General features: G+C 58.3%; 17 protein-coding genes and 8 pseudogenes. 16 read left to right on the top strand and 9 right to left on the bottom strand.

Going from position 1 to position 25,820, the window contains the following annotated elements; all coding sequences use genetic code 11:
* The first annotated feature begins 4 nt into the window (after positions 1–4).
* Positions 5–1,958 (top strand): annotated as a pseudogene (locus ABOC21_RS14065) (DNA topoisomerase III).
* A gap of 89 nt (positions 1,959–2,047) precedes the next feature.
* Here the strand turns inward: ABOC21_RS14065 and gdhA are convergent.
* The 3 genes from gdhA to xthA form a co-directional block, all read right to left on the bottom strand.
* Entirely contained in the window at positions 2,048–3,391 is a 1,344-nt protein-coding gene (gene gdhA / locus ABOC21_RS14060; RefSeq protein ID WP_426814994.1) for an NADP-specific glutamate dehydrogenase, read from the bottom strand.
* Positions 3,392–3,681: 290 nt separating this feature from the next.
* Complete coding sequence (locus ABOC21_RS14055; RefSeq protein ID WP_426814993.1) at positions 3,682–4,092, bottom strand: pyrimidine (deoxy)nucleoside triphosphate diphosphatase; 411 nt, start codon at positions 4,090–4,092, stop codon at positions 3,682–3,684.
* A gap of 262 nt (positions 4,093–4,354) precedes the next feature.
* Positions 4,355–5,161: an exodeoxyribonuclease III gene (xthA, locus tag ABOC21_RS14050; RefSeq protein WP_426814992.1), complete on the bottom strand. Its 807-nt coding sequence runs from the start codon at positions 5,159–5,161 to the stop codon at positions 4,355–4,357.
* 446 nt (positions 5,162–5,607) lie between these two features.
* On the opposite strand from xthA, the gene astC reads away from it, so the two are divergent.
* The 6 genes and pseudogenes from astC to spy all read left to right on the top strand — a co-directional run bounded on the left by astC (position 5,608) and on the right by spy (position 12,474).
* Positions 5,608–6,828, top strand: a complete 1,221-nt coding sequence (gene astC, locus ABOC21_RS14045; RefSeq protein ID WP_426814991.1) for a succinylornithine/acetylornithine transaminase — start codon at positions 5,608–5,610, stop codon at positions 6,826–6,828.
* Entirely contained in the window at positions 6,825–7,859 is a 1,035-nt protein-coding gene (gene astA, locus ABOC21_RS14040) for an arginine N-succinyltransferase (protein WP_426814990.1), read from the top strand. The genes astC and astA overlap by 4 nt, the downstream gene beginning before the upstream one ends.
* Positions 7,856–9,336: pseudogene (astD, locus tag ABOC21_RS14035) on the top strand (succinylglutamate-semialdehyde dehydrogenase). Before astA ends, astD begins: the two are co-directional and overlap by 4 nt.
* Positions 9,333–10,659, top strand: a pseudogene (gene astB, locus ABOC21_RS14030) (N-succinylarginine dihydrolase). Before astD ends, astB begins: the two co-directional pseudogenes overlap by 4 nt.
* Before the next feature lie 10 nt (positions 10,660–10,669).
* Complete coding sequence (astE, locus tag ABOC21_RS14025; RefSeq protein WP_426814989.1) at positions 10,670–11,635, top strand: succinylglutamate desuccinylase; 966 nt, start codon at positions 10,670–10,672, stop codon at positions 11,633–11,635.
* Between the two features lie 355 nt (positions 11,636–11,990).
* Positions 11,991–12,474, top strand: a pseudogene (spy, locus tag ABOC21_RS14020) (ATP-independent periplasmic protein-refolding chaperone Spy).
* A gap of 82 nt (positions 12,475–12,556) precedes the next feature.
* Here spy and cho read toward each other — a convergent pair.
* From cho to nadE, 3 genes are all read right to left on the bottom strand, one after another.
* Positions 12,557–13,429: an excinuclease Cho gene (cho, locus tag ABOC21_RS14015; RefSeq protein WP_426814988.1), complete on the bottom strand. Its 873-nt coding sequence runs from the start codon at positions 13,427–13,429 to the stop codon at positions 12,557–12,559.
* Positions 13,430–13,457: 28 nt separating this feature from the next.
* Positions 13,458–14,414 carry an IS1595 family transposase gene (locus ABOC21_RS14010; RefSeq protein WP_426814825.1) on the bottom strand — a complete coding sequence of 319 codons (957 nt, stop codon included), beginning with the start codon at positions 14,412–14,414 and terminating at the stop codon, positions 13,458–13,460.
* 164 nt (positions 14,415–14,578) lie between these two features.
* Positions 14,579–15,403 (bottom strand): ammonia-dependent NAD(+) synthetase, encoded by an 825-nt coding sequence (gene nadE / locus ABOC21_RS14005; protein ID WP_426814987.1) that lies wholly within the window; start codon positions 15,401–15,403, stop codon positions 14,579–14,581.
* A 277-nt stretch (positions 15,404–15,680) separates the two neighbouring features.
* Here nadE and osmE point away from each other — a divergent pair, with 277 nt between their 5' ends.
* The 9 genes and pseudogenes from osmE to cedA all read left to right on the top strand — a co-directional run.
* Positions 15,681–16,019: an osmotically-inducible lipoprotein OsmE gene (osmE, locus tag ABOC21_RS14000; protein ID WP_426815490.1), complete on the top strand. Its 339-nt coding sequence runs from the start codon at positions 15,681–15,683 to the stop codon at positions 16,017–16,019.
* A gap of 283 nt (positions 16,020–16,302) precedes the next feature.
* Positions 16,303–16,623 (top strand): PTS N,N'-diacetylchitobiose transporter subunit IIB, encoded by a 321-nt coding sequence (gene chbB / locus ABOC21_RS13995; RefSeq protein WP_426814986.1) that lies wholly within the window; start codon positions 16,303–16,305, stop codon positions 16,621–16,623.
* 168 nt (positions 16,624–16,791) lie between these two features.
* The gene (gene chbC / locus ABOC21_RS13990) at positions 16,792–18,150 is read left to right on the top strand and encodes a PTS N,N'-diacetylchitobiose transporter subunit IIC (protein WP_426814985.1); all 1,359 of its coding nucleotides are present in this window, start codon (positions 16,792–16,794) and stop codon (positions 18,148–18,150) included.
* 52 nt (positions 18,151–18,202) lie between these two features.
* A complete protein-coding gene (gene chbA, locus ABOC21_RS13985; RefSeq protein ID WP_426814984.1) occupies positions 18,203–18,550 on the top strand; it encodes a PTS N,N'-diacetylchitobiose transporter subunit IIA in 348 nt (115 codons plus the stop codon).
* A gap of 27 nt (positions 18,551–18,577) precedes the next feature.
* Entirely contained in the window at positions 18,578–19,402 is an 825-nt protein-coding gene (gene chbR, locus ABOC21_RS13980) for a transcriptional regulator ChbR (RefSeq protein ID WP_426814983.1), read from the top strand.
* A 99-nt stretch (positions 19,403–19,501) separates the two neighbouring features.
* The gene (gene tnpA, locus ABOC21_RS13975) at positions 19,502–19,930 is read left to right on the top strand and encodes an IS200/IS605 family transposase (protein ID WP_426812394.1); all 429 of its coding nucleotides are present in this window, start codon (positions 19,502–19,504) and stop codon (positions 19,928–19,930) included.
* 188 nt (positions 19,931–20,118) lie between these two features.
* Positions 20,119–21,466 (top strand): annotated as a pseudogene (locus ABOC21_RS13970) (6-phospho-beta-glucosidase).
* Between the two features lie 12 nt (positions 21,467–21,478).
* Positions 21,479–22,237, top strand: a complete 759-nt coding sequence (chbG, locus tag ABOC21_RS13965; protein WP_426814982.1) for a chitin disaccharide deacetylase — start codon at positions 21,479–21,481, stop codon at positions 22,235–22,237.
* 258 nt (positions 22,238–22,495) lie between these two features.
* Positions 22,496–22,723 (top strand): annotated as a pseudogene (cedA, locus tag ABOC21_RS13960) (cell division activator CedA); the annotation flags it as partial.
* An 83-nt stretch (positions 22,724–22,806) separates the two neighbouring features.
* Here the strand turns inward: cedA and ABOC21_RS13955 are convergent.
* From ABOC21_RS13955 to kduD, 3 genes and pseudogenes are all read right to left on the bottom strand, one after another.
* Positions 22,807–24,200 (bottom strand): annotated as a pseudogene (locus ABOC21_RS13955) (L-cystine transporter).
* Positions 24,201–24,334: 134 nt separating this feature from the next.
* The gene (locus tag ABOC21_RS13950) at positions 24,335–24,925 is read right to left on the bottom strand and encodes a metal-dependent hydrolase (RefSeq protein ID WP_426814981.1); all 591 of its coding nucleotides are present in this window, start codon (positions 24,923–24,925) and stop codon (positions 24,335–24,337) included.
* A 91-nt stretch (positions 24,926–25,016) separates the two neighbouring features.
* A pseudogene (gene kduD / locus ABOC21_RS13945) lies at positions 25,017–25,779 on the bottom strand (2-dehydro-3-deoxy-D-gluconate 5-dehydrogenase KduD).
* Between the last annotated feature and the right edge of the window lie 41 nt (positions 25,780–25,820).

Genomic DNA, 25,820 nt, shown 5'->3' with positions numbered 1-25,820 from the left:
TTAGATGCGGCTGTTTATTGCAGAAAAACCGAGCCTCGGCCGCGCCATCGCCGAGGTGCTACCCAAGCCGCATCGCAAGGGCGACGGCTATATTGAGTGCGGCAACGGGCAGGTGGTCACCTGGTGTATCGGCCATCTGCTGGAGCAGGCGCAGCCGGATGTCTATGACGGGCGCTACGCGCGCTGGAACCTCGTCGATCTGCCCATCGTCCCGGATAAGTGGCAGCTACAGCCGAAACCGTCGGTCAGCAAACAGCTTAACGTCATCAAGCGGCTGCTGGGCGATGCCGAGGAGGTGATCCACGCCGGTGACCCGGACAGAGAGGGTCAGCTGCTGGTGGATGAAGTTCTCGACTATCTGCAGCTGGCGCCGGAAAAGCGCCAGCAGGTGCAGCGCTGCCTGATCAACGATCTTAACCCGCAGGCGGTCGAACGGGCGATTGTTCGTCTGCGCGCCAACAGCGAGTTTATTCCGCTCTGCGTATCGGCGCTGGCCCGCGCGCGCGCCGACTGGCTGTACGGGATCAACATGACCCGCGCCTATACGCTGCTCGGGCGCAACGCGGGCTATCAGGGTGTCCTCTCGGTCGGGCGCGTGCAGACCCCGGTGCTCGGGCTGGTGGTGCGTCGGGATGAAGAGATCGAGAACTTTGTGGCGAAGGATTTCTTCGACGTCAAAGCGCATATCGTCACTCCCCTGCAGGAGCGCTTTGTCGCCACCTGGCAGCCGAGCGATGCCTGCGAATCCTGGCAGGATGAAGAGGGGCGCCTGCTGCATCGCCCGCTGGCCGAACACGTGGTCGCGCGGATTACCGGCCAGCCGGCGCTGGTCACCGCCTACAACGACAAGCGGGATTCGGAACCCGCTCCGCTGCCGTTTTCACTCTCGGCGCTGCAGATTGAGGCCGCAAAGCGCTTTGGCTTCAGCGCGCAAAACGTGCTGGATATTTGCCAGAAGCTGTACGAGACCCACAAGCTGATCACCTACCCGCGTTCGGACAGCCGCTATCTGCCGGAGGAGCATTTCGCCGGTCGCCATGCGGTGCTCAACGCCATTGGCGTCCACGCGCCGGATTTACTACCGCAGCCGGCGGTTGACCCGGAAATTCGCAACCGCTGCTGGGATGATAAAAAGGTTGATGCGCACCATGCGATCATTCCCACCGCGCGCAGCAGCCAGGTGCGGCTGACGGAGAACGAGGGCAAGGTCTACGGCCTGATCGCGCGTCAGTACCTGATGCAGTTCTGCCCGGACGCGGTATTTCGCAAATGCCAGATCGATCTTGAGATCGCCAACGGCAAGTTTGTTGCCAAGGCCCGCTTCCTCGCCGAGGCCGGCTGGCGGGCGCTGCTGGGCAATAAAGAGCGCGACGAAGAGAACGACGGTACGCCGCTGCCGGTGGTGGCGAAGGACGACGAGCTGCTGTGTGAAAAGGGTGAAGTGGTGGAGCGGCAAACCCAGCCGCCGCGCTATTTTACCGACGCGACGCTGCTCTCCGCGATGACCGGGATCGCCCGCTTCGTGCAGGATAAGGATCTGAAAAAGATCCTGCGCGCCACCGACGGCCTGGGGACGGAAGCGACCCGCGCCGGGATAATTGAGTCTGCTGTTTAAGCGCGGTTTCTTAGTTAAGAAAGGGCGCTATATCCACTCTTCGGACGCGGGCCGCGCGCTGATTCACTCCCTGCCGGAAATGGCCGCGAGGCCGGATATGACCGCGCACTGGGAGTCGGTGCTGACGCAAATCAGCGAAAAGCAGTGCCGCTATCAGGATTTTATGCAGCCGCTGGTGGGAACGCTTTATCAGCTTATCGACCAGGCGCGCAGCACGCCCGCTCGTCAGTTCCGCGGTATCGTTGCGCCGACAGGCGGTAAGAAAGAGTTCAGTAAAGGCAAGCCGAGGGCCAGGGCGAAGGGCAAAAAGCCGGCGGCGGACGCGCCTGCCGACAACGCATAATAACAACGCATAGTAAAAGACCCCGCAGGCCGGGGTCTTTTTTCGTCAGCGACTCTTGCGGATAGGCGCTATCCGCGAGGGACTGCGGATTAAATCACGCCCTGCGCCAGCATCGCGTCGGCGACTTTAACGAACCCGGCAATATTAGCGCCGCGCACGTAGTTAGTCTGCTTCGCTTCGCCGCCGTACTCCACGCAGGCGTGGTGAATGTCGAGCATGATGTGGTACAGGCGAGCGTCAACCTTCTCTGCTTTCCAGCTCATCCGCGCGGCGTTCTGCGCCATTTCGAGGCCGGAGGTCGCCACGCCGCCGGCGTTAGCGGCTTTACCCGGAGCGAACAGCACGTTGGCTTCGAGGAACAGGTCGGTTGCGGCGATGGTGGTCGGCATATTGGCGCCTTCGGCCACGGCCTTCACGCCGTTGGCGATCAGCTGGCGGGCGGCGTCAACGTCCAGCTCGTTTTGCGTGGCGCACGGCAGCGCAATATCCACCGGCACGGACCACGGCTGCTGGCCTTCGAGGTAGTGCAGACCAAACTCGCGGGCGTAGTCGGCCACGCGACCGTCGCGGCTGGCTTTAATTTCGCACAGACGCGCCAGCTTCTCAGGGGTAAAGCCCGCTTCGTCGACCACGGTGCCGCTGGAGTCAGAGGCGGTAATCACGCGTGCGCCAAGCTCCATGGCTTTTTCGATAGCGTACTGGGCGACGTTGCCGGAGCCGGAAACCGCCACGCGCATCCCTTCGAAACCAAGACCGTGGCGTTTAAGCATCGCTTCGGTGAAATAGACCAGGCCATAGCCGGTCGCTTCCGGGCGAATCAGGCTGCCGCCGAAGGAGAGCCCTTTGCCGGTGAACACGCAGGCGCTGTTGTTGGAGAGCTTGCGCATCATCCCGGCCATAAAGCCGACTTCGCGACCGCCAACGCCGATATCGCCAGCCGGTACGTCGGTGTCCGGGCCTAAATGACGATACAGTTCGGTCATCAGCGACTGGCAGAAGCGCATCACTTCGCCGTCGCTCTTGCCTTTCGGATCGAAATCGCTGCCGCCTTTACCGCCGCCCATGGGCAGGGTGGTCAGGGCATTTTTGAACGTTTGCTCGAAGCCGAGGAATTTCAGGATCGACAGGTTGACCGACGGATGGAAGCGCATGCCGCCTTTATACGGGCCGATGGCGGAGTTGAACTGCACGCGCCAGGCGCGGTTAACCTGCACCTGATTGCGGTCATCAACCCATACGACGCGGAACTGGATGGCCCGCTCCGGTTCAACCAAACGTTCCAGCAGATTGAGCTGGCGGTAGCGCGGATTTTCCTCAAGGAAAGGCCACAGGGTGGTCATCACCTCGCGGACGGCCTGAGCAAATTCGGTTTGATGGGGATCGCGCTGTTGAACGCGGGCGAGAAAACTTTCCAGAGTGCACGTCTGATCCATAGATATAAGTTCCCCTTATGGTTGTGATTGCGTTTGAACACATCATCCTTCAGTCCGCCTCTTTGCCGGCCGCGCTCGCTGACGCAAGCGCCCGGAGACCGGCTCTCTGGCCGTCGCGGTATAACCTGAATGATTTTATGTATTTTTATTATGTTTCGGCCCTTGAAAAAGCCGATTTTCCGACTATAACACCGGCAATCGTTAGGCAAGCAAGGAAAAGTTATCCTGACAGCAAAATTTATAATTCGCCGCCGGTCATAACTAAAAGCGATGATAACGGGGCAGCGATATTAGCGGGAAAGGAGCGACGCGCGCTGGGCGATATAGGCTTCCAGCAGAGGAACGTCGGCGGGCGCGAGGTTGAAGGTCAGGGCCTCCTGCGGCGAGCACCAGCGCAGCTGGCTGTGGTAGTGCGCGGTTGGGGTACCGCTAAAGTGGGGCACCCGCCAGGCGTGCAGATGGATCAGCCGCCCGGAGACCTCCCGCCGATGGCTGGCAATGTAGCGGGTGGGAAGGGCGGTGATGCCCAGCTCCTCCTGCAATTCGCGGACCAGAGCCTGCGTCTGGCTCTCGCCGGATTCCACCTTTCCACCGGCAAATTCCCACATTCCCGGCTGGTCAGCGTGCGGCGGGCGCTGCGCGAGCAGGATATTGCCGTCCTGCTCAATAATGGCGGCGACAACGTCAATGGTTTTTAGCATCTGAATCATCGTTCTGTACGGAAGAATGGCCCATTATCACCGCCTTTATGACGACCAGACAACCCTTTAGCCCGCTGGCGATATGCCGTGCCCGAGCGCCCCGGGATCGCCGCCGCCAGAACGGCGCCCGGGGCCAGGTAGCGCGTGGCGATAATAAATAACGCGACGCCGGACAGATTGCCGGAGGCGCCGCTTTGTTGATTTTGCTCAGGATAAGCAGATTCTCCGGCCAGCCTTGGCCGGAGAGTTGGGTCTGCGGGGGTTACGGCTTAAAGGTGGCCCAAACCGGCGCGTGATCGGAGGGTTTTTCCATGGCGCGAATTTCGTAATCAATGCCGGTTTCTATGCAGCGCTGCGCCAGCGGAGTGCTGGCCAGCAGCAGGTCGATACGCAGGCCGCGATTATCATCGAAGCCTTTGGAGCGGTAGTCGAACCATGAGAACTGTTCGTTGTTTTCCGGGTTGGCGTGACGCCAGGTATCGACCAGACCCCAGCCCAGCAGGCGCTCCATCCACTCGCGCTCTTCCGGCAGGAACGAGCACTTACCGGTACGCAGCCAGCGCTTGCGGTTCTCTTCGCCGATGCCGATATCGAGATCCGTCGGGCTGATATTCATATCGCCCATAATCAGCACCGGATTGTCCTTTTTCAGCTCGCTATCGAGGTAGTTTTGCAGGTTCTGGTAAAACGCCGCCTTGGCGGGGAATTTAGTCGCGTGATCGCGGCTTTCGCCCTGCGGGAAGTAGCCGTTGATTACCGTCACGTTACCGGATGCGCAGGGGATTTCCGCCATGATAATGCGGCGCTGGGCCTCTTCATCATCGCTCGGGAAGCCGCGCCGCACGCTAACCGGCGTCTCTTTGGTCAGCAGGGCGACGCCGTAGTGGCCTTTCTGCCCGTGGTAGAAGACGTTGTAGCCGAGCTTTGCCACCTCTTCGAGAGGGAACATGTCGTCGTGAACTTTGGTTTCCTGTAGGCCAATGACGTCAGGCTGATGCTTGTCGACGATGGCGGCCAGCTGGTGCGGGCGCGCACGCAGGCCGTTGATATTAAAAGAGACAAATTTCATAGTCGCTGCCACTGTGCAAGGTGAATAGTGCAGGGATGTTAGCAGAAATTCGGCGGGCTGGCTGCCGGAAGGCACTTTATTGTCGACGGCGGCGGGATCGCAGCGGTGAATGGCCAAAATCTGCACCATTTTGGCGCACCGCGCGCCAAAAAAGAGCGAATATCTACGATAAATTTCGCTGAGGATCACAAATACAGAATTATATCTTACTGATGAATAAAGTATCTATTTTATTCACTGTTCATCGGCCTTTATCGGATTGTTATTCACTATTTATGCATTAAATGTGAATGGGTGGCTTTTTTAAGTTATTGATATTCCGAACCCCGCTGCAATTTATGCATTTTTTCCTCTGGCTGGCACGATGCGTGCAATCTACATTAACAGCGTAATCACTCATAATATTTAACATTATTCATACTTTTTATTTACCGGAAGAGGTCGATATGTCTCAGTCAATTACGCGCAGCAATTTTGATCAATGGATGATGCCGGTTTACGCGCCGGCGGCGTTTATTCCGGTACGCGGCGAGGGCTCACGCCTGTGGGATCAGCAGGGGAAAGAGTATATCGATTTTGCCGGCGGTATCGCGGTGAACGCGCTGGGGCACGCCAATCCTCGCCTGGTTAACGTTCTGACGGAGCAGGCCGGGAAGTTCTGGCATACCGGCAACGGCTATACCAACGAGCCGGCTCTGCGGCTGGCAAAGCAGCTTATCGACGCCACTTTTGCCGATCGCGTCTTTTTCTGCAACTCCGGCGCTGAGGCCAACGAAGCGGCGCTGAAGCTGGCGCGCAAATACGCTCACGATCGCTACGGCAGCCAGAAAAGCGGCATCGTGGCGTTCAAAAATGCGTTCCACGGCCGGACGCTGTTTACCGTTTCCGCCGGCGGCCAGCCGGCCTATTCCGCGGACTTTGCGCCGCTGCCGCCGCAGATCCAGCACGCGGTCTATAACGATCTGGACTCCGCCCGGGCGCTGATTGACGCCAATACCTGCGCGGTTATCGTCGAGCCGATGCAGGGCGAAGGTGGCGTGGTGCCGGCAGACCCGGCTTTCCTGCGCGGCCTGCGCGAGCTGTGCGACGCCCACGATGCGCTGCTGATTTTCGATGAGGTGCAAACCGGCGTCGGGCGCACCGGCGAACTCTATGCCTACATGCACTATGGCGTGACGCCGGACGTGCTGTCGACCGCCAAGGCTCTGGGCGGCGGCTTCCCGATTGGCGCGCTGCTGGCCAGCGAAAAATGCGCCAGCGTGATGACCGTCGGGACCCACGGCACGACCTACGGCGGCAACCCGCTGGCCTGCGCCGTCGCCGGAGAGGTGCTCTCTATTATCAATACCCCGGCGCTGCTGAACGGCGTTAAGCAGCGGCACCAGTGGTTTAGGGAGCGGCTGGCGGCGATTAACGCCCGCTATGGTCTGTTCAAAGAGACCCGCGGCCTCGGGCTGCTGATTGGCTGCGTGCTGAAGGATGAGTACGCCGGCAAGGCAAAAGCCATCAGCACCCAGGCGGCGGAGGATGGGCTGATGATCCTGATTGCCGGCGCGAACGTGGTGCGCTTTGCGCCAGCGCTGATAGTGAGCGAGGAAGAGGTGAACGCCGGGCTGGATCGCTTTGAGCTGGCCTGCCGCCACTTTCTCGCGGGAGCGTCATCATGATGATTATCCGTCCGGTAGAACAGGGCGATCTGGCGGGCCTGCTGGCGCTGGCGGGGGAAACCGGCGGCGGCCTGACCTCGCTGCCGGCCGATGAAGCGACGCTGGCGGCGCGCATCGATCGTTCGCAACAGACCTGGCGCGGCGAGCTGCCGAAAAGCGAGCAGGGCTATGTTTTCGTGCTGGAGGATACCGCCAGCGGGAAGGTTGTGGGCATCTGCGCCGTCGAGGTGGCGGTGGGGCTGAACGATCCCTGGTACAACTATCGCGTCGGCACCCAGGTGCACGCTTCGAAAGAGCTGAACGTCTATAATGCCCTGCCGACCCTGTTTCTCAGCAATGACCACACCGGCAGCAGCGAGCTGTGCACGCTGTTTCTCGACCCGGCGTGGCGTAAAGAAGGCAACGGCTATCTGCTGTCGAAATCGCGCTTTATGTTTATGGCCGCCTTCCGCGAACGCTTTAACGAAAAAGTGGTGGCGGAGATGCGCGGCGTCATCGACGACAGCGGCTACTCGCCGTTCTGGGAAAGCCTGGGCAAACGCTTCTTCGCGATGGAGTTCTCCCGCGCTGACTATCTGTGCGGCACCGGACAGAAGGCGTTTATCGCCGCGCTGATGCCGAAGCACCCGCTCTATATCGACTTTTTATCCGATGAAGCGCGGGCGGTTATTGGCGAAGTGCATCCGCAAACCGCCCCTGCGCGGGCGGTGCTGGAGAAGGAAGGATTCCGCTACCGCAACTATGTCGATATTTTCGACGGCGGCCCGACCCTCGAGTGCGATATCGATCGGGTGCGGGCGATTCGCAAAAGCCGGCTGGTCGCCGTGGCGGAAGGACAGCCGGCGCCGGGCGAGTGGCCGCTGTGCCTGGTCGCCAACGAACAGTATCAGCAGTTTCGCGCGATGCTGGTGCAGGCCGACCCCGACAGCGATCGTCTGCTGCTGAGCGCCCGCGAGCTGGATGCCCTCAAATGTCACCCCGGCGACCGTATCCGCATGGTGCGCCTGATCCCCGAGGAGAAAAAGTCATGAGTCTATGGATTAACGGCGACTGGCAAACCGGGCGCGGCCCGGCCCGCAGTAAAAGCAACCCGGTGAGCGCAGAGCCGCTATGGCAGGGTCATGACGCCGACGCCGGGCAGGTTGCGCAGGCGGTGGAGGCCGCCCGGCGCGCGTTTCCGGCGTGGGCCAAAGAGCGGTTTAGCGTGCGGCAGGCGATCGCCGAAAAGTTTGCCGCCCTGCTGGAGGCCAACAAAGCGCAGCTGACGGCGATTATTGCCGCCGAAACCGGCAAGCCGCGCTGGGAGGCGGCGACGGAAGTTGGCGCGATGATCAATAAAATTGCCATTTCGCTAAAGGCTTACCACAGCCGTACCGGCGAGGCGCAAACCGTCATGGGCGACGGTTCGGCGACGCTGCGCCATCGGCCGCACGGCGTGCTGGCGGTATTTGGCCCGTATAACTTCCCCGGCCATCTGCCAAACGGCCATATCGTTCCGGCGCTACTGGCGGGGAATGCGGTGGTGTTTAAACCGAGCGAGCTGACCCCGCAGAGCGGCGAGGCGGTGGTGAAGCTGTGGGCCGAGGCGGGCCTGCCTCCGGGGGTGCTGAACCTGCTGCAGGGCGGGCGCGAAACCGGCGAAGCGCTGAGCGGCCAGCCCGATATCGACGGTCTGCTGTTCACCGGCAGCTCCGCTACCGGCTTTCAGTCTGCATCGCCAGGCTGGCCGGGCAGCCGGAGAAGATCCTCGCGCTCGAAATGGGCGGTAACAACCCGCTGATCGTCGACGAGCCGCAGGATATTGATGCCGCGGTGCACCTGACCATCCAGTCGGCCTTTATTACTGCCGGACAACGTTGCACCTGCGCCCGCCGCCTGCTGGTGAAGCGCGGCGAGGTCGGGGATGCTTTCCTGGCCCGTCTGGTGGTCGTCGCGCAGCGGCTTATTCCCGCCGCGTGGGACGCGGAGCCCCAGCCGTTCCTCGGCGGATTGATCTCTCCGCAGGCGGCGCAGAAGGTCCATCAGGCCTGGCTGCAGCACGTCACCAACGGCGGCAGAACGCTGCTCGAACCGCGGCTGCTGGAGGCCGGAACCTCGCTGCTGACCCCGGGGATCGTCGAGCTTACCGATGTCGCCGAGGTCAAAGATGAGGAAGTCTTCGGTCCGCTGCTGGGCGTCTGGCGCTATGACGAATTTGAGCAGGCCATTGCGCTGGCGAACGCCACGCGTTTTGGGCTCTCGTGCGGGCTGATTTCTGCCGAGCGCGAGAAGTTTGATCGGCTGCTGCTGGAGGCGCGGGCCGGGATCGTCAACTGGAACAAACCGCTGACCGGCGCCGCCAGCACCGCGCCGTTTGGCGGCACCGGCGCCTCCGGCAACCATCGCCCAGGGGCGTGGTACGCGGCGGATTACTGCGCCTGGCCGATGGCCAGCCTGGAGTCGCCGGAGCTGACGCTGCCGGAAACTCTCAGCCCGGGCCTCGACTTCCGGCAAGGATCGGCCCGATGAACGCGTGGGAAGTGAATTTTGACGGCCTGCCCGGCCTGACGCACCACTACGCCGGGCTCTCCTTTGGCAACGAGGCCTCGACGAAGCATCGCTATCGGGTATCGAACCCGCAGCTGGCGGCGAAGCAGGGGTTAAAAAAAATGAAGGCGCTGGCGGACGCGGGCTACCGGCAGGCGGTGATCCCGCCGCAGGAGCGGCCGAACGTTGCGCTTCTGCGCCAGCCTCGGTTTTACCGGCAGCAATGCGCAGGTGGTGGAGCGCGCCGCGCGGCAGGCGCCGGACCTGCTCTCTGCGGCCAGCTCCGCTTCGTCAATGTGGGTGGCGAACGCGGCGACGGTGTCGCCCTCCGCCGATTCGCTGGATGGTAAAGTACATCTGACCGTTGCCAATCTGAACGACAAATTCCACCGCGCCAGCGAGGCGCCGACCACCGAGGCTCTATTGCGCGCCATTTTCCCGGACGAAGGGCGCTTCGCCGTGCATCCGGCGCTCCCGCAGGTGGCGCAGTTTGGCGACGAAGGGGCCGCGAACCATAACCGGCTCGGCGGCGAGTACGGCGCGCCCGGCCTGCAGCTGTTTGTCTATGGCCGCGAGCAGGGGGGCGACGGCCTGCCCGCGCGCTATCCGGCGCGTCAGGCGCTGGAGGCCAGCCAGGCCGTCGCCCGCCTCAATCAGGTCAATCCGCGGCAGATTGTTTTTGCCCGGCAAAACCCGGCGGTGATCGATAAAGGCGTTTTTCACAACGATGTCATTGCGGTGAGCAATCAGCAGGTGCTGTTCTGCCATGAAGAAGCGTTTGTCGACCAGCCGCAGCTGCTGCATCAGCTGGCCGGGCAGGTGGCCGGATTTACGCCGGTCGTGGTACCGACGAGTACGGTGACGGTCGAAGAGGCGGTGGCGACCTATCTGTTTAACAGCCAGCTGCTGAGCAAGCCCGGCGGGACGATGCGCCTTATTTTGCCCCAGGAGGCGCAGGAGCACGCCGGCGTCTGGCGTTATCTGAACCGGCTGCTGGAGCAGGACAACCCCATCGACGAGCTGCAGGTCTACGATCTGCGGGAGAGCATGGCCAACGGCGGCGGCCCGGCCTGCCTGCGCCTGCGGGTGGTGCTAACGGAAGAGGAGCTGCGGGCGGTTAACCCGGCGGTACTGATGAACGATCGCCTGTTCATCGCGCTCAACGATTGGGTCGAGCGCTACTACCGCGATCGTCTGACGCAGGCGGACCTGGCGGACCCGCAGCTGCTGAGCGAAGGCCGCGAGGCCCTCGACCGGCTGACGCAGATTTTGCAGCTCGGTTCAGTTTATCCGTTCCAGCAATAAAGGAGACGCAGTGGACGACTTTCTGGCATTAACCCTGACGGGGCGTTTGCCCCACCATTTTCACGGCGAAACGGCGCACTTCCGCTGGCACTGGCTGGACCATGGCGTGCTGCAGCTCACGCCGCACGCGCGCTGCGAGCGGGCTCTGGTGCTCTCATCCGGGATCCACGGTAATGAAACCGCGCCGGTGGAGATGACCGATATCCTGCTGCGGCAGCTGTTCAGCGGCGAGCTGCCGCTGCGCTGGCGGCTGCTGGTGGTGCTGGGCAATCCGCCGGCGCTGCGGGCCGGCCGGCGCTATCTTGATGGCGATATCAACCGCATGTTTAGCGGACGCTGGCAGAATTTCCCCGTCAGCGAGGAGACGAGGCGGGCGCGCCTGCTGGAAAGGGTGCTGACGCGGTTTTATGCTGATGCCGGCGGCGAACGCTGGCATCTCGATCTGCATACCGCGATCCGCGGATCGCATCACCTGCGCTTTGGGGTGCTTCCGGCTCGGCAGGCACCGTGGGATGACGCTTTCCTGAGCTGGCTGGGGGCGGCGGGGCTGGAGGCGCTGGTCTTTCATCAGCAGCCGGCGGGCACGTTTACCCATTTCAGCAGCGACCGCTTTGCGGCGTTCTCCTGCACCCTTGAGCTGGGCAAGGCGCTGCCGTTTGGCGCAAATGAGCTGGCGCAGTTTACCATCACCCAGCGCGCGCTGAGGCGACTACTGGTCGGCGATCTGGCGGTCGAAGAGGGGCACGAAGCGCTGCGCTATCGGGTGGTTCAGCAGATTACCCGCGCCAGCGAACGTTTTCAGCTGCATATGTCGGCGCAGACGCTCAACTTTACGCCGTTTAGCGCCGGGACGCTGCTGGCGGAAGATGGCGAGACCCGCTACGTGGTGCAAAAGGCCGAGGAGTATGTGCTGTTCCCCAACCCTTCGGTCGCGCTGGGCCTGCGGGCCGGACTGATGCTGGAGCGGCTGCCCTGAACATAAATACGCCCGCCGCCATCCCGCGGCGGCGTAAATTTTCCGCGCGCTTCGCATTGTATAATCTTATTTTTTCATGCTCTGACGTTTGCTTGCGGATTATTCTTGGTTAACCGCTTTGTTTTTAGTCTTCTCTGTTTTATAATCTCCATAGTTTCTTTATAAAACAGCCTGTTGAATATTTATCGTTGCAATTATCTTCTTATTTTCCTTATTTTCTCCACAATTGGTGAGAAACTGTTTTTTATACTTTCATTGTTTTACGCTTGCTCTGACTAATTGACGATAAACGTCGTAAAGTTTATCTCGTCAACGCGGCGCAGGCCGTAAGAATAACTTAAAGTAAGGACTGAATATGAAGAAGATTACCGCTCTGTTTGTTGCCTCTACTCTGGCCCTGGGTGCTGCCAACCTCGCTCACGCCGCGGATACCACCGCGACCCCGACCGACAGCAAACCCATGATGCACCATAAGGGAATGCACGGCGGCCCGCATGAAATGATGTTTAAAGGTCTGAACCTGACCGATGCGCAGAAACAGCAGATCCGCGACATCATGAAGAGCCAGCGCCAAAATATGAAACGTCCTTCCCTCGACGAGCGCCGCGCGATGCATGAGTCTGATTGCCAGCGATACCTTCGATAAGGCGAAGGCGGAAGCGCAAATCGACAAGATGGAAGCGCAGCATAAAGATATGGCGCTCTCTCGTATCGAAACCCAGAACAAGATTTACAACATTTTGACGCCGGAACAGAAAAAACAGTTCAATGCTAATTTTGAGAAGCATCTGACAGATCGTAAAGCGCCGGAAGGTAAAATGCCTCCATCTGCTGAGTAATTCAGCCCGCGGAATGAAGACCGCCGGTTCTGCCCAACATACGCCGTCAGGCTTTGGGCAGGACCGGCGGTTTTTTCGTTTGTCAGGGCGCCGGCTGGAGCGGGTGGAGCGTAAAATCGCCGCGCAGCAGCGGCTTGCAGAGAATTTTGTAGCCGTCGTGATCGAAGCCCGCCGGCAGCTGCGTCAGCGTTTGCGCCTGCGCCAGCGTCTCGACCGCCCCCAGCCACAGCCAGTTATGAATCACATGATAGCGGGTCATATCGGGCCCTTTCTCTTCCAGCGCCACCGGCCCTGGCCAGGGCCAGCACACCAGCCGCATCTGCGCCAGGCTGGCGCGCAGCCGGGCGTTATGGGCCTCTACGCTCTCTTTACCGCAGCAGGCGCCGGCGCAGCGCCCGAGCGCTGAACGAAAGCAGGCCCGGCCGCGGCTGAGCGGTTCCAGCCCCAGCAGCCCGTAGCACAGCCGATGTTCATCGGCGAGGTTGGCTAGCGCCTGCAGGGTCGCGCGGCGGTTGGCGAACAGGCCGTACAGATGCTCCTGACGGGAAAAGTCCAGCTCGCGGGCATACGCCACCTGCGGGCGGGAGTCGCTCAGCAGCAGCGAGCAGAGCTGCTTAGTGCGCCGTAGCCGCTTATTGAATAGCGGCTGCTGCTGCTTAATAAGCTGCGCTTCGAGTAGCAGCGCGCCGAGTTCGCCCGCGGTACGATGCCAGCTAATACGCCGAGCCTGGCGCAGCATGGCGGCTTCATCCGGCGCGCGCAGATGCGACAGCACCCGGCTGCGGATATTGACGCTTTTACCGATATAGAGCGGCAGGGTGTCGCTTTCGCCGTGAAACAGATAGACGCCCGGCAGGCTGGGCAGAGACGCCAGCCAGGGGCGCAGATGTTCGGGATATGCATAAATTGCCGCCGCTTCAAACTCCAGACGCGGGGCGGATTGCCTTCTGACCACAATGGCTCCTGATGCTGTTTATTTAAGGCTATGTTTGCAAAGTATGTTGGTTATGCCGTAATGCAATTTGTAGCCAGACTTTCACATCAATTACGGTGGTCTCAAACAGCCGCCTCCAGGCCAGATAATTCGGCAGATATGCAGTCCCTACACCATGAAATCGCTTCATCCAGCCTTTTAAACGACTGATATAGCCATTCACATGCTGTATATGGAATACACTGTCGATAACACGCTGATTATCCAGTGCTATAAGACGGTAGTGGTTCATCCCGTGTTCACTGGCAAACGTCCTGTACCAGCAGGCACCGTCCGTACACAGAATTGAATCCTTGTCTGCTATCGGCTCAAGGAATCGATGAATATTTTCAGTATCAAATTCCGGGGGGATGCAGTCACTCACACGCCCCTGCCGGTCACAGGCTATGACGACTGGCACCTGTTCCTGTTTTTTTCGCTTATCCACCTCCCCGCCGCGTTTTCTGGCTTTTCGGTGAATGATGTTGCGTTTGCCTTTGCTGGATTCAGGGAAAAAAGTCTCATCGGCCTCAATGATCCCGGACAGGGGATTTATATTATTTGCTGCGGCTGAAGCCAGAAAGCGATGACGCCATCTGAATGCTGTTGTCAGATCAATCCCTGTACGCCTTGCGGACTCACGTAATGTCAGCCCCTCCTGCATACAGCGCAGATAATCGAACCATTTTTGATGGTAATGGAGCCGGGCCAGCGGGCTTCCGGTCAGGCTGTTAAAGGTTTTTCCGCAATCCTTGCAACGATATCGTTGTATGTCTGAATCGCGTCCCCAGCGGATTGCTTTTTCACTGTGGCAGTGAGGGCAACATAACTCAGGCGGGCTGGTGTCAATAACGGAAGCGGTATCCGTCTGAAGGTTGTCATTCAGCCAGGTAATGAGATGAAGTCGGGTATTAGCAGGCAGGGATGAAAGAAGACTTTTGATCTGTATAACGTCTTGCTTTTTCATGGGAACCTCCGAGAGGGGACGTCTTTATACAGTATTATGTACAGTATAGTGAAGTTTTCCAACGGAGACTGCAAACATAGCCTTATTTAACCAGTATAGCAGCCGGGGGAGAGGGCGAAAAGCGCAAAAAATAACCCCGGCGGGTGCCGGGGCTGCGGAGAGGATTATTTCTTCCAGAAGTCGTCGAAGACGGTGATCGGCGGCCGCCGCTTGTGTTCCGTTTTCAGGTACCAGCCTTCAATAATTTTGGCCGTTTTTTCGTCGAGGGTTTTCCCTTCCAGATAGTCGTCGATATTATCGTAGGTGACGCCCAGCGCGGCTTCATCCGGCAGGGACGGGCGATCGTCTTCCAGATCGGCGGTCGGCAGCTTCTTGTACAGATGCTCCGGACAGCCCAGCCGCGCCAGCAGCTGTTTACCCTGACGCTTATTGAGGCGGAAAATAGGGTTGATATCGGTGCCGCCGTCGCCGTATTTGGTAAAGAATCCGGTGATCGCTTCCGCCGCATGGTCGGTGCCGACCACTACGCCGTGGGTCATGCCGGCAATGCTGTACTGCGCCTTCATGCGCTCGCGGGCTTTTTCATTGCCGCGAACAAAGTCGCTGAGCTCAATCCCGGCTTCCCGCAGCGCCTGTTCGCTGGCCAGTACCGCGCCCTTAATATTGACCGTCAGCACGCGATCCGGCTGAATGAAGGCGATGGCATCCTGGCAATCCTGCTCATCCGCCTGTACGCCGTAAGGCAGGCGCACGGCGATAAACTGACGGCTGTCGTCGCCTTCTGCCCGCAGTTCATTAATTGCCTGCTGGCACAGCTTGCCGGTCAGGGTGGAGTCCTGACCGCCGCTGATGCCCAGAACCAGCGCCTTAATAAAGGGGTAGGTCTGCAAATAGGACTTCAAAAAATCTACGCTGCGGCGAATCTCACCGTCTGTATCGATCTGGGGCCTGGCACCCAGCGCCTGAATAATTTCTTGTTGTAGCGTCATCGCGCCCTCCGGAAAGTGAACCTGTTTGGCAACCAGCATGGCCTAAAGCTACCTCTTTGCCGTTGAAACGACAAGGATCGTTGCTTTGAGTGCTGCAAAATAAGGCAATCAATGACATACGATTTTTTTATGGTATGCGCGACGCCCCGCGGGCGGCATTATGCAGCGGGCTAAACCGGCATATCGTACTGAAATTTCGTTTAAATCGACCTTCGGCTTGAAAAATAACGATATTTATTCCAGGCTTATTCACACGCCAAATAAAAGAGGACGGAATATGAATAAGAATTTAGCAGGACTTATGGGCGCAGCGGCAGTACTGACCATGCTGGCTGGGTGTACAGCCTACGATCGTACTGCAGACCAGTTTACACAGCCGGTTGTTAAAGATGTCAAAAAAGGGATGTCGCGCTCCCAGGTACTGCAGGTGGCGGGCAAACCGTCATCTGAGGTGACAATGATTCACGCCCGCGGCACCTGCCAGACATACATCCTGGGTCAACGGGATGGTAAAATGGAGACCTACTTTGTCGCTCTCGACGACACCGGTCACGTGATGAACTCTGGCTATCAGACCTGCTCGGAGTACGATACGGACCCGCGTAATAGCAAGTAGTTCTTGATACTGAGTCCCGGGAATGCCCGACCATTGGTCGGGCTTTTTTATGCATACCGATGCTTATTTAATTGCGCGAATTATTTGAGGGAAATGTGAGGGTAGTCAAAACGCGAGGTCAATGAGAGACAATTTTGTTTAACCAGGAATTATCCAGGCGCCGAGGGATGCCGTATACTAAATGCATAAACAAGATCAATTGAACAGCGACATGCCTTACCCGGTTCTTCGGCATAATATTCTGCCAGGAGGCCGCCAGGTTCTACAAATTGAGGAAGCATTCATGGAAAAGAAACATATCTATCTGTTCTGCTCGGCTGGAATGTCCACTTCGCTACTGGTATCCAAAATGCGTGCCCTGGCTGAAAAATATGAGGTGCCGGTCATTATTGAAGCATTTCCTGAAACCCTCGCCGGGGAGAAGGGACCGGAAGCCGACGTCGTTTTATTAGGCCCGCAGATTGCGTATATGCTTCCCGAGATTCAGCGGCTGCTGTCCAACAAGCCGGTGGAAGTAATCGACTCTGCGCTGTACGGCAAGGTTGATGGTTTAGGTGTTCTGAAAGCGGCCGTTGCGGCCATTAAGAAAGCTGCTGCACAATAATTTAATTTTAAAACTCGATCTTTCGGGCACCCGGCGAAGCTAATTGCGCGGTAATGAAATATCTGCGCTGCCGGCCGCCCGAATAATAAAGAGTTTATTTTCCCGTCAAAGAGTAATTTCATCATTATGCCGTAATTGTACTATTACGGCTTTTAAAGGGTATTGACTATGAGTAAAGTGATTGACTCGCTTGAAAAGGTACTCCTTCCTTTTGCTGTTAAAATAGGAAAGCAACCGCATATTAATGCGATTAAAAACGGCTTTATTAAATTAATGCCGTTGACCCTTGCCGGGGCCATGTTCGTATTAATTAACAACGTATTTCTTAGCTTTGGTGAAGGCTCTTTCTTCTATTCCATGGGGATCCGCCTGGATGCCTCAACCATTGAAACCTTAAATAGCTTTAAAGCCATCGGCGGTAACGTTTATAACGGTACGCTCGGCATTATGTCGCTGATGGCGCCGTTCTTTATCGGCGCGGCGCTGGCCGAAGAGCGCAAGGTCGACCCGATGGCCGCCGGGCTGTTAGCCGTTGCGGCATTTATGACCGTCACGCCCTATAGCGTCGGCGATGCCTACGCCGTTGGCGCCAACTGGCTGGGCGGACAAAACATTATTTCGGGGATGATCATTGGTCTGGTGGTGGCGGAGCTGTTCACCTTCGTTATTCGCCGCAACTGGGTCATTACCCTGCCGGACAGCGTGCCGTCATCGGTATCGCGTTCGTTCTCGGCGCTGATCCCGGGCTTCCTGATTCTGTCTATCTTCGGCATCATCTCCTGGCTGCTGGCCTCCTACGGCAGCAACTTCCACCAGATCATTATGGACTCCATCTCTACGCCGCTGGCGGCGATGGGCAGCGTTGTCGGCTGGGCGTACGTCATTTTCAACTCCCTGCTGTGGTTCTTTGGCGTACACGGTTCGCTGGCGCTGACCGCGCTGGATAACGGCATCATGACCCCGTGGGCGTTGGAAAACATTGCGCTGTATAACCAGTATGGCTCCGTTGAAGCGGCCATCGAAGCGGGCAAACAGTTCCACTTCTGGGCCAAGCCGATGCTCGACTCCTACATCCTGCTGGGCGGCTCCGGCGCGACTCTGGGCCTGATTATCGCCATCTTTATCGGCTCACGCCGCGCTGACCATCGCCAGGTTGCTAAGCTGGCGCTGCCTTCAGGCATCTTCCAGATTAACGAACCGATTCTGTTCGGCCTGCCGATTATCATGAACCCGGTGATGTTTATCCCGTTCGTGCTGGTGCAGCCGATTCTGGCAGCCATCACTCTGGCCGCCTACAGCATGGGGATTATTCCACCGGTGACCAACCTGGCTCCGTGGACCATGCCGACCGGCCTCGGCGCCTTCTTCAACAGTAACGGCAGCGTAGCCGCTCTGCTGGTGGCGCTGTTCAACCTTGGCGTCTCGACCCTGGTCTACCTGCCGTTTGTCGCGATTTCCAATAAAGCGCAAAGCACCATCGAGCAGGAAGAGAGTGAAGAAGATATCGCTAACGCACTGAAATTCTGATGTCGAGCGGTACGGGAGGCTTCCCGTACCGCCTGAGAAATGAGGGAATACTATGTTTGATCTGGACCATATTGACGCCACAGAGATGCCTGAGAATGACCTCGAAGAGGTGGTGATGGGGCTGATTATCAACTCCGGACAGGCCCGCAGCCTGGCCTATGCCGCGCTGAAGCAGGCGAAACAGGGCGACTTCGCCGCCGCTAAGGCGATGATGGAGCAGTCGCGGGCGGCGCTGAGCGAAGCCCACCGCGTGCAGACTCAGCTGATTGAAAGCGATGAAGGCGAAGGGAAAATGAAGGTCAGCCTGGTGCTGGTTCACGCGCAGGATCATCTGATGACCTCGATGCTGGCCCGCGAGCTGGTCGCCGAATTGATTGAGCTACATGAGAAGGTACAATAGGCCATCGACACGATGAGGCAGCCAAAGATGATGACCACAGAAATTAGCACCGCCCGCGAACAGCAGCTTTTCAACGGGAAAAACTTTCATGTGGTCATCTACAACAAGACCGAGAGCGTGAGCGGGCTTCACCAGCATGATTATTACGAATACACCATCGTTTTAACCGGCCGCTATTATCAGGAAATTAACGGCAAGCGGGTGCTGCTGGAGCGCGGGGATTTTGTCTTCATCCCAATGGGGTCGCACCACCAAAGCTTTTACGAGTTTGGCGCGACGCGTATTCTTAACGTCGGCATCAGCCGCAGTTTCTTTGAGAAACACTATCTGCCGCTGCTGCCGTTTGGTCTGGTCGCTTCTCAGGTCTACGCGGTCAAAAGCACCTTTCTCAGCTACATCGAATCGGTGATTGCCTCGCTGAATTTTCGCGAAACTGAATTTGACGAATTTATTGAGCTGGTCTCGTTTTACACCATTAATCGTTTACGGCACTACCGCGAGGAGCCGGTGCAGGATGTCATTCCGCAGTGGCTAAAAAATACCGTCGAGGAGATGCACGATAAACATAAATTTGGCGAAGGGGCGCTTGAGCAGATGGTCGAGCTCTCCGGGAAAACGCAGGAATATTTAACCCGGGCGGCCCAGCGCTATTATGGTAAAACGCCGATGCAGATTATTAATGATATTCGCATCAACTTCGCCAAGAAACAGCTGGAAATAACCAACTACTCGGTAACCGATATTGCCTACGAATCAGGATACAGCAGCCCCAGTTTGTTTATTAAGACATTCAAAAAGCTGACCTCATTTACGCCAAGCAATTATCGTAAGAAGCTTACCATCCTTAATTAAATCCGGTAAACCCCCGGCTTTGCCGGGGGACTCCGAAAGGTTTGACCTTTAAGTCAGTCGCGCGAATCTGAAATCTCCGCCAAGAGATGAGGATTCGTGATGAGAGACTATCAGAGCTTAAGCCATACGAAATGGGACTGTAAATATCACGTGGTTTATATCCCTAAACGCCGGAAGCAGCGGTTATATGGTGCGCTGCGGCATGAGTTGGGAAAAATATTCCACGAGCTTGCGAGCCAGAAGGGCTGTCAGATTCTGGAGGGGCATCTGATGCGCGATCATGTCCACATGTGCATCAGCATACCGCCAAAGTACTCGGTATCGACAGTAGTCGGCTATCTGAAGGGAAAAAGTGCGATAGCGATAGCACGACACTTCGGCAGAGGTAAAAACTTCACCGGTGAAGTTTTCTGGGCTCGAGGTTATTTCGTTTCAACCGTTGGTTTGGATGAAGCCACGGTCAGGGCGTACATACGCAACCAGGAGAGAGAAGACGAACGATACGATCAAATGAAACTGAACGTATAGCAGCCGCCCTGGGCGGCTCATGGTTTGTCGGCGCCTTTGAGGCGCTCACCCTAAAGCCTCCGGCTCTGCCGGAGGATACTTACTAACCGGAGCGGAACCTTCCGCGCTGGAAAATATTCAAGTTAACTGTCCGTATTGATACGGAGAGTGGGCTACGCGCAGTTCGTGGCGCCACAAGGGAGAACATAATGAGCCAGAAATTAAAGATCGTTACTATCGGCGGCGGCAGCAGCTATACCCCTGAACTCCTTGAAGGATTCCTCAAGCGTTATCACGAACTGCCGGTTACCGAGCTGTGGCTGGTGGACGTGGCGGAAGGGCAGGATAAGCTCGATATTATCCACGCCCTCTGCGAGCGGATGGTGGAAAAAGCCGGCGTCCCGCTGAAGGTCTATAAAACGCTGGATCGCCGCGCGGCGCTGGAAGGCGCGGACTTCGTCACCACCCAGCCTGCGCGTCGGCCAGCTTAAGGCGCGTGAGAAAGACGAGCGCATCCCGCTGAGCCACGGCTATCTCGGCCAGGAAACTAACGGCGCCGGCGGCCTGTTCAAAGGCCTGCGCACCATTCCGGTGATTTTTGATATCGTCAAAGACGTGCAGGAGATCTGCCCGGACGCATGGGTAATTAACTTTACCAACCCGGCGGGAATGGTGACCGAGGCCGTATATCGCCACACGAGCTTCAGACGTTTTATCGGCGTTTGCAATATTCCGATCGGCATGAAAATGTTTATTACCGACGTGCTGCAGCTGAGCCCGAGCGATGAGCTGAATATCGACCTGTTTGGCCTCAACCACCTCGTGTTTGTTCGCGACGTACTGGTGAACGGCGTATCGCGCTTCGACGAGCTGCTGGAGGGCGTCGCCTCCGGCAGCCTGAGCGCCAACTCGGTGAAAAACATCTTCGATCTACCGTTCAGCGAAGGGCTGATTCGCTCCCTGCGCCTTATTCCGTGCTCCTATCTGCTGTACTACTTCAAGCCGAAAGAGATGCTGGCGATTGAAATGGGCGAGTACTATAAGGGCGGCGCCCGCGCTCAGGTGGTGCAGAAGGTGGAAAAACAGCTGTTCGAGCTATATAAAAATCCGGATCTTAACGTTAAGCCGAAGGAGCTGGAGTTGCGCGGCGGGGCCTATTACTCCGACGCCGCCTGCGAAGTGATCAACGCCATCTATAACGATAAGCAGGCCGAGCACTACGTCAATATCCCGCACTCTGGCCACGTTGATAATATCCCGGCCGACTGGGCGGTGGAAATGACCTGTACGCTCGGCCGCGACGGGGCGAAGCCGACGCCGCGCATCACCCATTTCGATGAAAAAGTCCAGGGACTGATTTACACCATCAAGGGCTTTGAAGTGGCGGCGAGCCAGGCGGCGATAAGCGGTGAGCTGGACGATGTCCTGCTGGCGCTCAATCTGAGCCCGCTGATTCACTCCGACCGCGATGCCGAAACGCTGGCGCGTGAAATGATCCTCGCCCACGAAAAATGGCTGCCTAACTTTGCGGCAACGATTGCGAAACTGAAACAGTAACGGGAGCGGCTGATGGAACGCGTGTTAATCGTGAATGCCGACGACTTTGGTCTCAGCAAAGGGCAGAACTACGGCATTATTGAAGCTTGCAAAAACGGGCTGGTGACTTCCACTACCGCGCTGGTTAACGGCGCGGCGATCGGCCACGCGGCCCAGCTCAGCCGCTGCGTGCCGGAGCTGGGCGTCGGAATGCATTTTGTCCTGACGCTGGGCGAGCCGCTCTCCGCGATGCCGGGCCTCACCCGCGAAGGGCGCCTGGGCAAGTGGATCTGGCAGATGGCTGAAGAGGGCAGCCTGCCGCTGGATGAGATCGCGCACGAGCTGGAGTGTCAGTATCAGCGGTTTATCGAGCTGTTTGGCTATGAACCGACGCATATCGACAGCCACCACCATGTGCATATGATCGCGCCGATCTATCCCATCGTGGCGGCCTTTGCCCGCGAGAAGGGCGTGGCGCTGCGTATTGACCGTCAGCAGGCGCAGCGCGACGGCCTGGCGCAGGATGCGGCGCGCAGCAGCGATGGCTTTGCCAGCGAGTTCTACGGTGAGGCGATTTCTGCCGCGCTGTTCCTGCAGATCCTGGATGATTCAATCCAGCGGCAGGAGGCGTCGCTGGAGGTGATGTGCCACCCGGCGTTTATTGACCACGCCATTATGAGCAGCGCCTATTGCCACCCGCGGCTGGCGGAGCTGGAGGTACTGACCTCCGAGGCGCTGAAATATGCGGTTGCCGAACGCGGCTATCGTCTCGGGACCTACCGCGACGTTTAAGGCGCCGGTTGGCCCGCGATAAAGGCCCGGCAGGGGGACGCTGCCGGGCCTTTTGCTATGCCGGGAGCGCCGCCATCAGGGCTCGCATATTAGCCGTCGCGCCATTACGGCAAACGGTCGAAACCCCTATGAAGATGGAACGTTACGGCTGTCGCGCCTCGGCGGATAAAACGAGCGGCAAGCAGGGGGCGACGCAAAGGGGGATTTTCAGCTATGATGACGGTTCTGTTCCCGCTTTGTTTAGTGAATCCATTAGCCATGAAAACGCTTCGCCAACAAAATCGCCCTGTCATTAGCTACGTGCCTCGAGCGGAACCTGCGCCGCCGGAACACGCCGTCAAAATGGACGGTTTTCGCGACGTGTGGCTGCTGCGGGGTAAGTACGTGGCCTTTATTTTGCTCGGGGAACGCTTTCGTCGCTCTCCTGCGTTTAGCGTGCCGGAAGCGGCGCAGCGCTGGGCGACGCAAACCCGTCAGGAAAACGAGTCTGGCGCCCTGAATGCAGAATTGAGCAATAAAAAAACCGCAGATAGCGCGCTATCTACGGTTTTTTTTATCCCGGCCTGAGGCTAGCGATGCGCCAGTTCGGCGTCGTCTTCGCTCTCAAGAATGGTTTTATCGGTCTGGCGCAGCCACTGGCTGGTCAGGGTCCCGGCGGTCATCGAACCGTTGACGTTCAACGCGGTGCGGCCCATATCGATCAGCGGCTCAACGGAGATTAACAGCGCGACCAGCGTCACTGGCAGGCCCATCGCCGGCAGGACGATCAGCGCGGCGAAGGTGGCGCCGCCGCCCACGCCGGCAACCCCGGCGGAGCTCACGGTCACAATGCCGACCAGAGTGGCAATCCACAGCGGATCGAGCGGGTTGATACCGACGGTAGGAGCAACCATCACCGCCAGCATGGCCGGATAGAGGCCGGCGCAGCCGTTTTGGCCAATCGTGGCGCCAAAGGAGGCGGAGAAGCTGGCGATCGATTCAGGCACGCCCAGACGACGGGTTTGCGCTTCTACGTTCAGCGGAATGGACGCGGCGCTGGAGCGGCTGGTGAAGGCAAAGGTCAGCACCGGCCACACCTTGCGGAAGTATTTCAGCGGGCTCACGCCGTTAACCGCCAGCAGCAGCCCGTGGACCACGAACATGATGCCGAGGCCGAGGTAGGAGGCGACGACGAAACTACCGAGCTTGATGATGTCCTGCAGGTTGGAGCCCGCTACGACTTTAGTCATCAGCGCCAGCACGCCGTACGGCGTCAGCTGCATCACCAGGCGTACCAGCTTCATCACCCAGGCCTGCAGGGTATCGATGGCGGTCAGCACGCGCTGGCCTTTGGCGACGTCGTCTTTCAGCAGCTTCAGGGAAGCGACGCCGAGGAAGGCGGCGAAGATAACGATGCTGATGATAGCGGTCGGGTTAGCGCCGGTCAGGTCAGCAAACGGATTCTTCGGCACAAAGGAGAGGATCAGCTGCGGAACGCTGAGGTCCGCGACTTTACCGACGTAGTTGCTCTGAATGGCATTCAGGCGCGCGGTCTCCGCGCTTCCCTGCACCAGCCCTTCGGCGGTCAGGCCGAACAGGTTGGTCACCAGTACGCCAACCAGGGCAGCGATAAGGGTGGTGAACAGCAGGGTGCCAATGCTCAGGAAGCTGATTTTACCCAGCCTGGGAAGCGTTGTGCAGGCGCGCGACGGCGCTCAGAATAGACGCGAACACCAGCGGCATGACGATCATCTGCAGCAGACTGTACGTAGCCGTTGCCGACGATATTGAACCATTGAATGGAATCTTTCAGTATCTGGCTGTCGGAACCGTAAATAAGCTGCAGCGCAAGACCGAACACCACGCCAATGACCAGACCGACCAGCACTTTTTTGGCGAGGCTCCACTGTTTGTTGCGGGTTTGGCCCAGCGCAAACAGCAAAAGCGCGAACACGATAACGTTCGCTATAAGTGGAAAGTTCATTCCCATTCTCCTGATATCTTTTATTACCCGGGCTGGCCTGTTTACCAGCTCTTGTGGCGCAAGGTTAGCAGAAGAGGGATTCATTACTTATATTCAAATGGAATTGATTATAACTTATTTGATATTTCGTTTATTTATCGTCCGCTCTGCTGACTAATAAAGCGATTAAAGGTGGTCTGCAGCGTATTAATCATGCCCGACGACCAGCGCACGGCGCTATTATCGGCAAAAGTCTGCGGCATCCATACCGCGTAGACAAATAGCGCCATGCACAGCGCGCGCTCGAGCTGGTTGCCCTTGCGCGGCGCGAGGATGGGCAGGCGAAAACGCCAGCGGCAGGGCCACAGCAGCGGCACGCCGGCGGGGGTCAGCATATCGGCCAGAATATGGCTGAGATAGCCGAGCACCAGCCCCTGCAGCGCGTCGGCGGGGACAAACCAGCTCTCCGGGACTTTCAGATAGAAAAGGGTGATCGCCGCGAATACTGCCAGCAGGCTGTGGGTGAATCCCCGATGGCCAAATGCGCGCGCTACCGGTCTGGAGATCCAGCTCAGCCGCTGGCCCAGGAAGGATTTAGGATGATCGATATCGGGCAGCAGGCAGGTCAGCACCGCGGAGGGGACGATATGCCACCAGTCGCCCTGGGCCAGCACCGGCGTGAGTTCCGCATTTTTCGCAAATACCGCACAGGCGATAGAAAAGAGGAGATGGCCTTCCGCCGTCATGATAAAAGCCCTAAACTGTCGATTCATACAGTATAGGGTTTTTATACAGTGTGCGGAAGAGGTGACGGTGTAACTCTTTGTCACAAAATTATCAGCGCGCCAGCCACCCGCCGTCCACCGCCAGGGTGTAGCCGTTCACGTAATCCGCCGCGGACGAGGCGAGGAACACCACCGGCCCCTGCAAATCGTCCGGCAGCCCCCAGCGCCCGGCGGGGATGCGGTCGAGGATCTCTTTGCTACGCTCGCTATCGTCGCGCAGCTGTTGGGTATTATTAGTCGCCATATACCCAGGCGCGATGGCGTTAACGTTAATATTGTGTGCCGCCCATTCGTTGGCCAGCAGGCGGGTTAAGCCGAGGACGCCGCTCTTGGAGGCGGTGTAGGACGGGACGCGGATCCCGCCCTGGAAGGAGAGCATCGAGGCGATATTAACGATCTTGCCGCCGCCGCCCTGCCGAATAAACTGCCTGGCGACCGCCTGCGATAAAAAGAACACCGACTTCAGGTTAAGGTTCATGACGTCGTCCCAGTCGCGCTCGCTAAAATCGAGCGCATCGGCGCGACGAATCGTCCCGGCGTTATTGACCAGAATATCTACCCGACCCATATCGGCAACGGCCGTCGCCACGATTTGGCTTATCTGGTCCTGGCGGCTGAGATCCGCCTGAACGGCGCTGAAGCGGCGGCCCAGCGCCCGGACTTTTTCTGCGGTTTCGTGCGGGATCTTACGGTTGACGCTGACGATATCGCACCCGGCCTCGGCGAGCCCCACGGCCATTCCCTGACCCAGACCCGTGTCGCATCCCGTCACGATTGCGACCTTACCCGTAAGCATCGAAGGCGTTAAGTACCATATCTCCCTCCGTATGCTGATGTATGCGTGAATACACGCCGC

Source organism: Klebsiella sp. WOUb02, assembly GCF_050058015.1.
Taxonomy (GTDB): domain Bacteria; phylum Pseudomonadota; class Gammaproteobacteria; order Enterobacterales; family Enterobacteriaceae; genus Klebsiella.
This window is presented reverse-complemented; position numbering and strand designations above follow the sequence as displayed.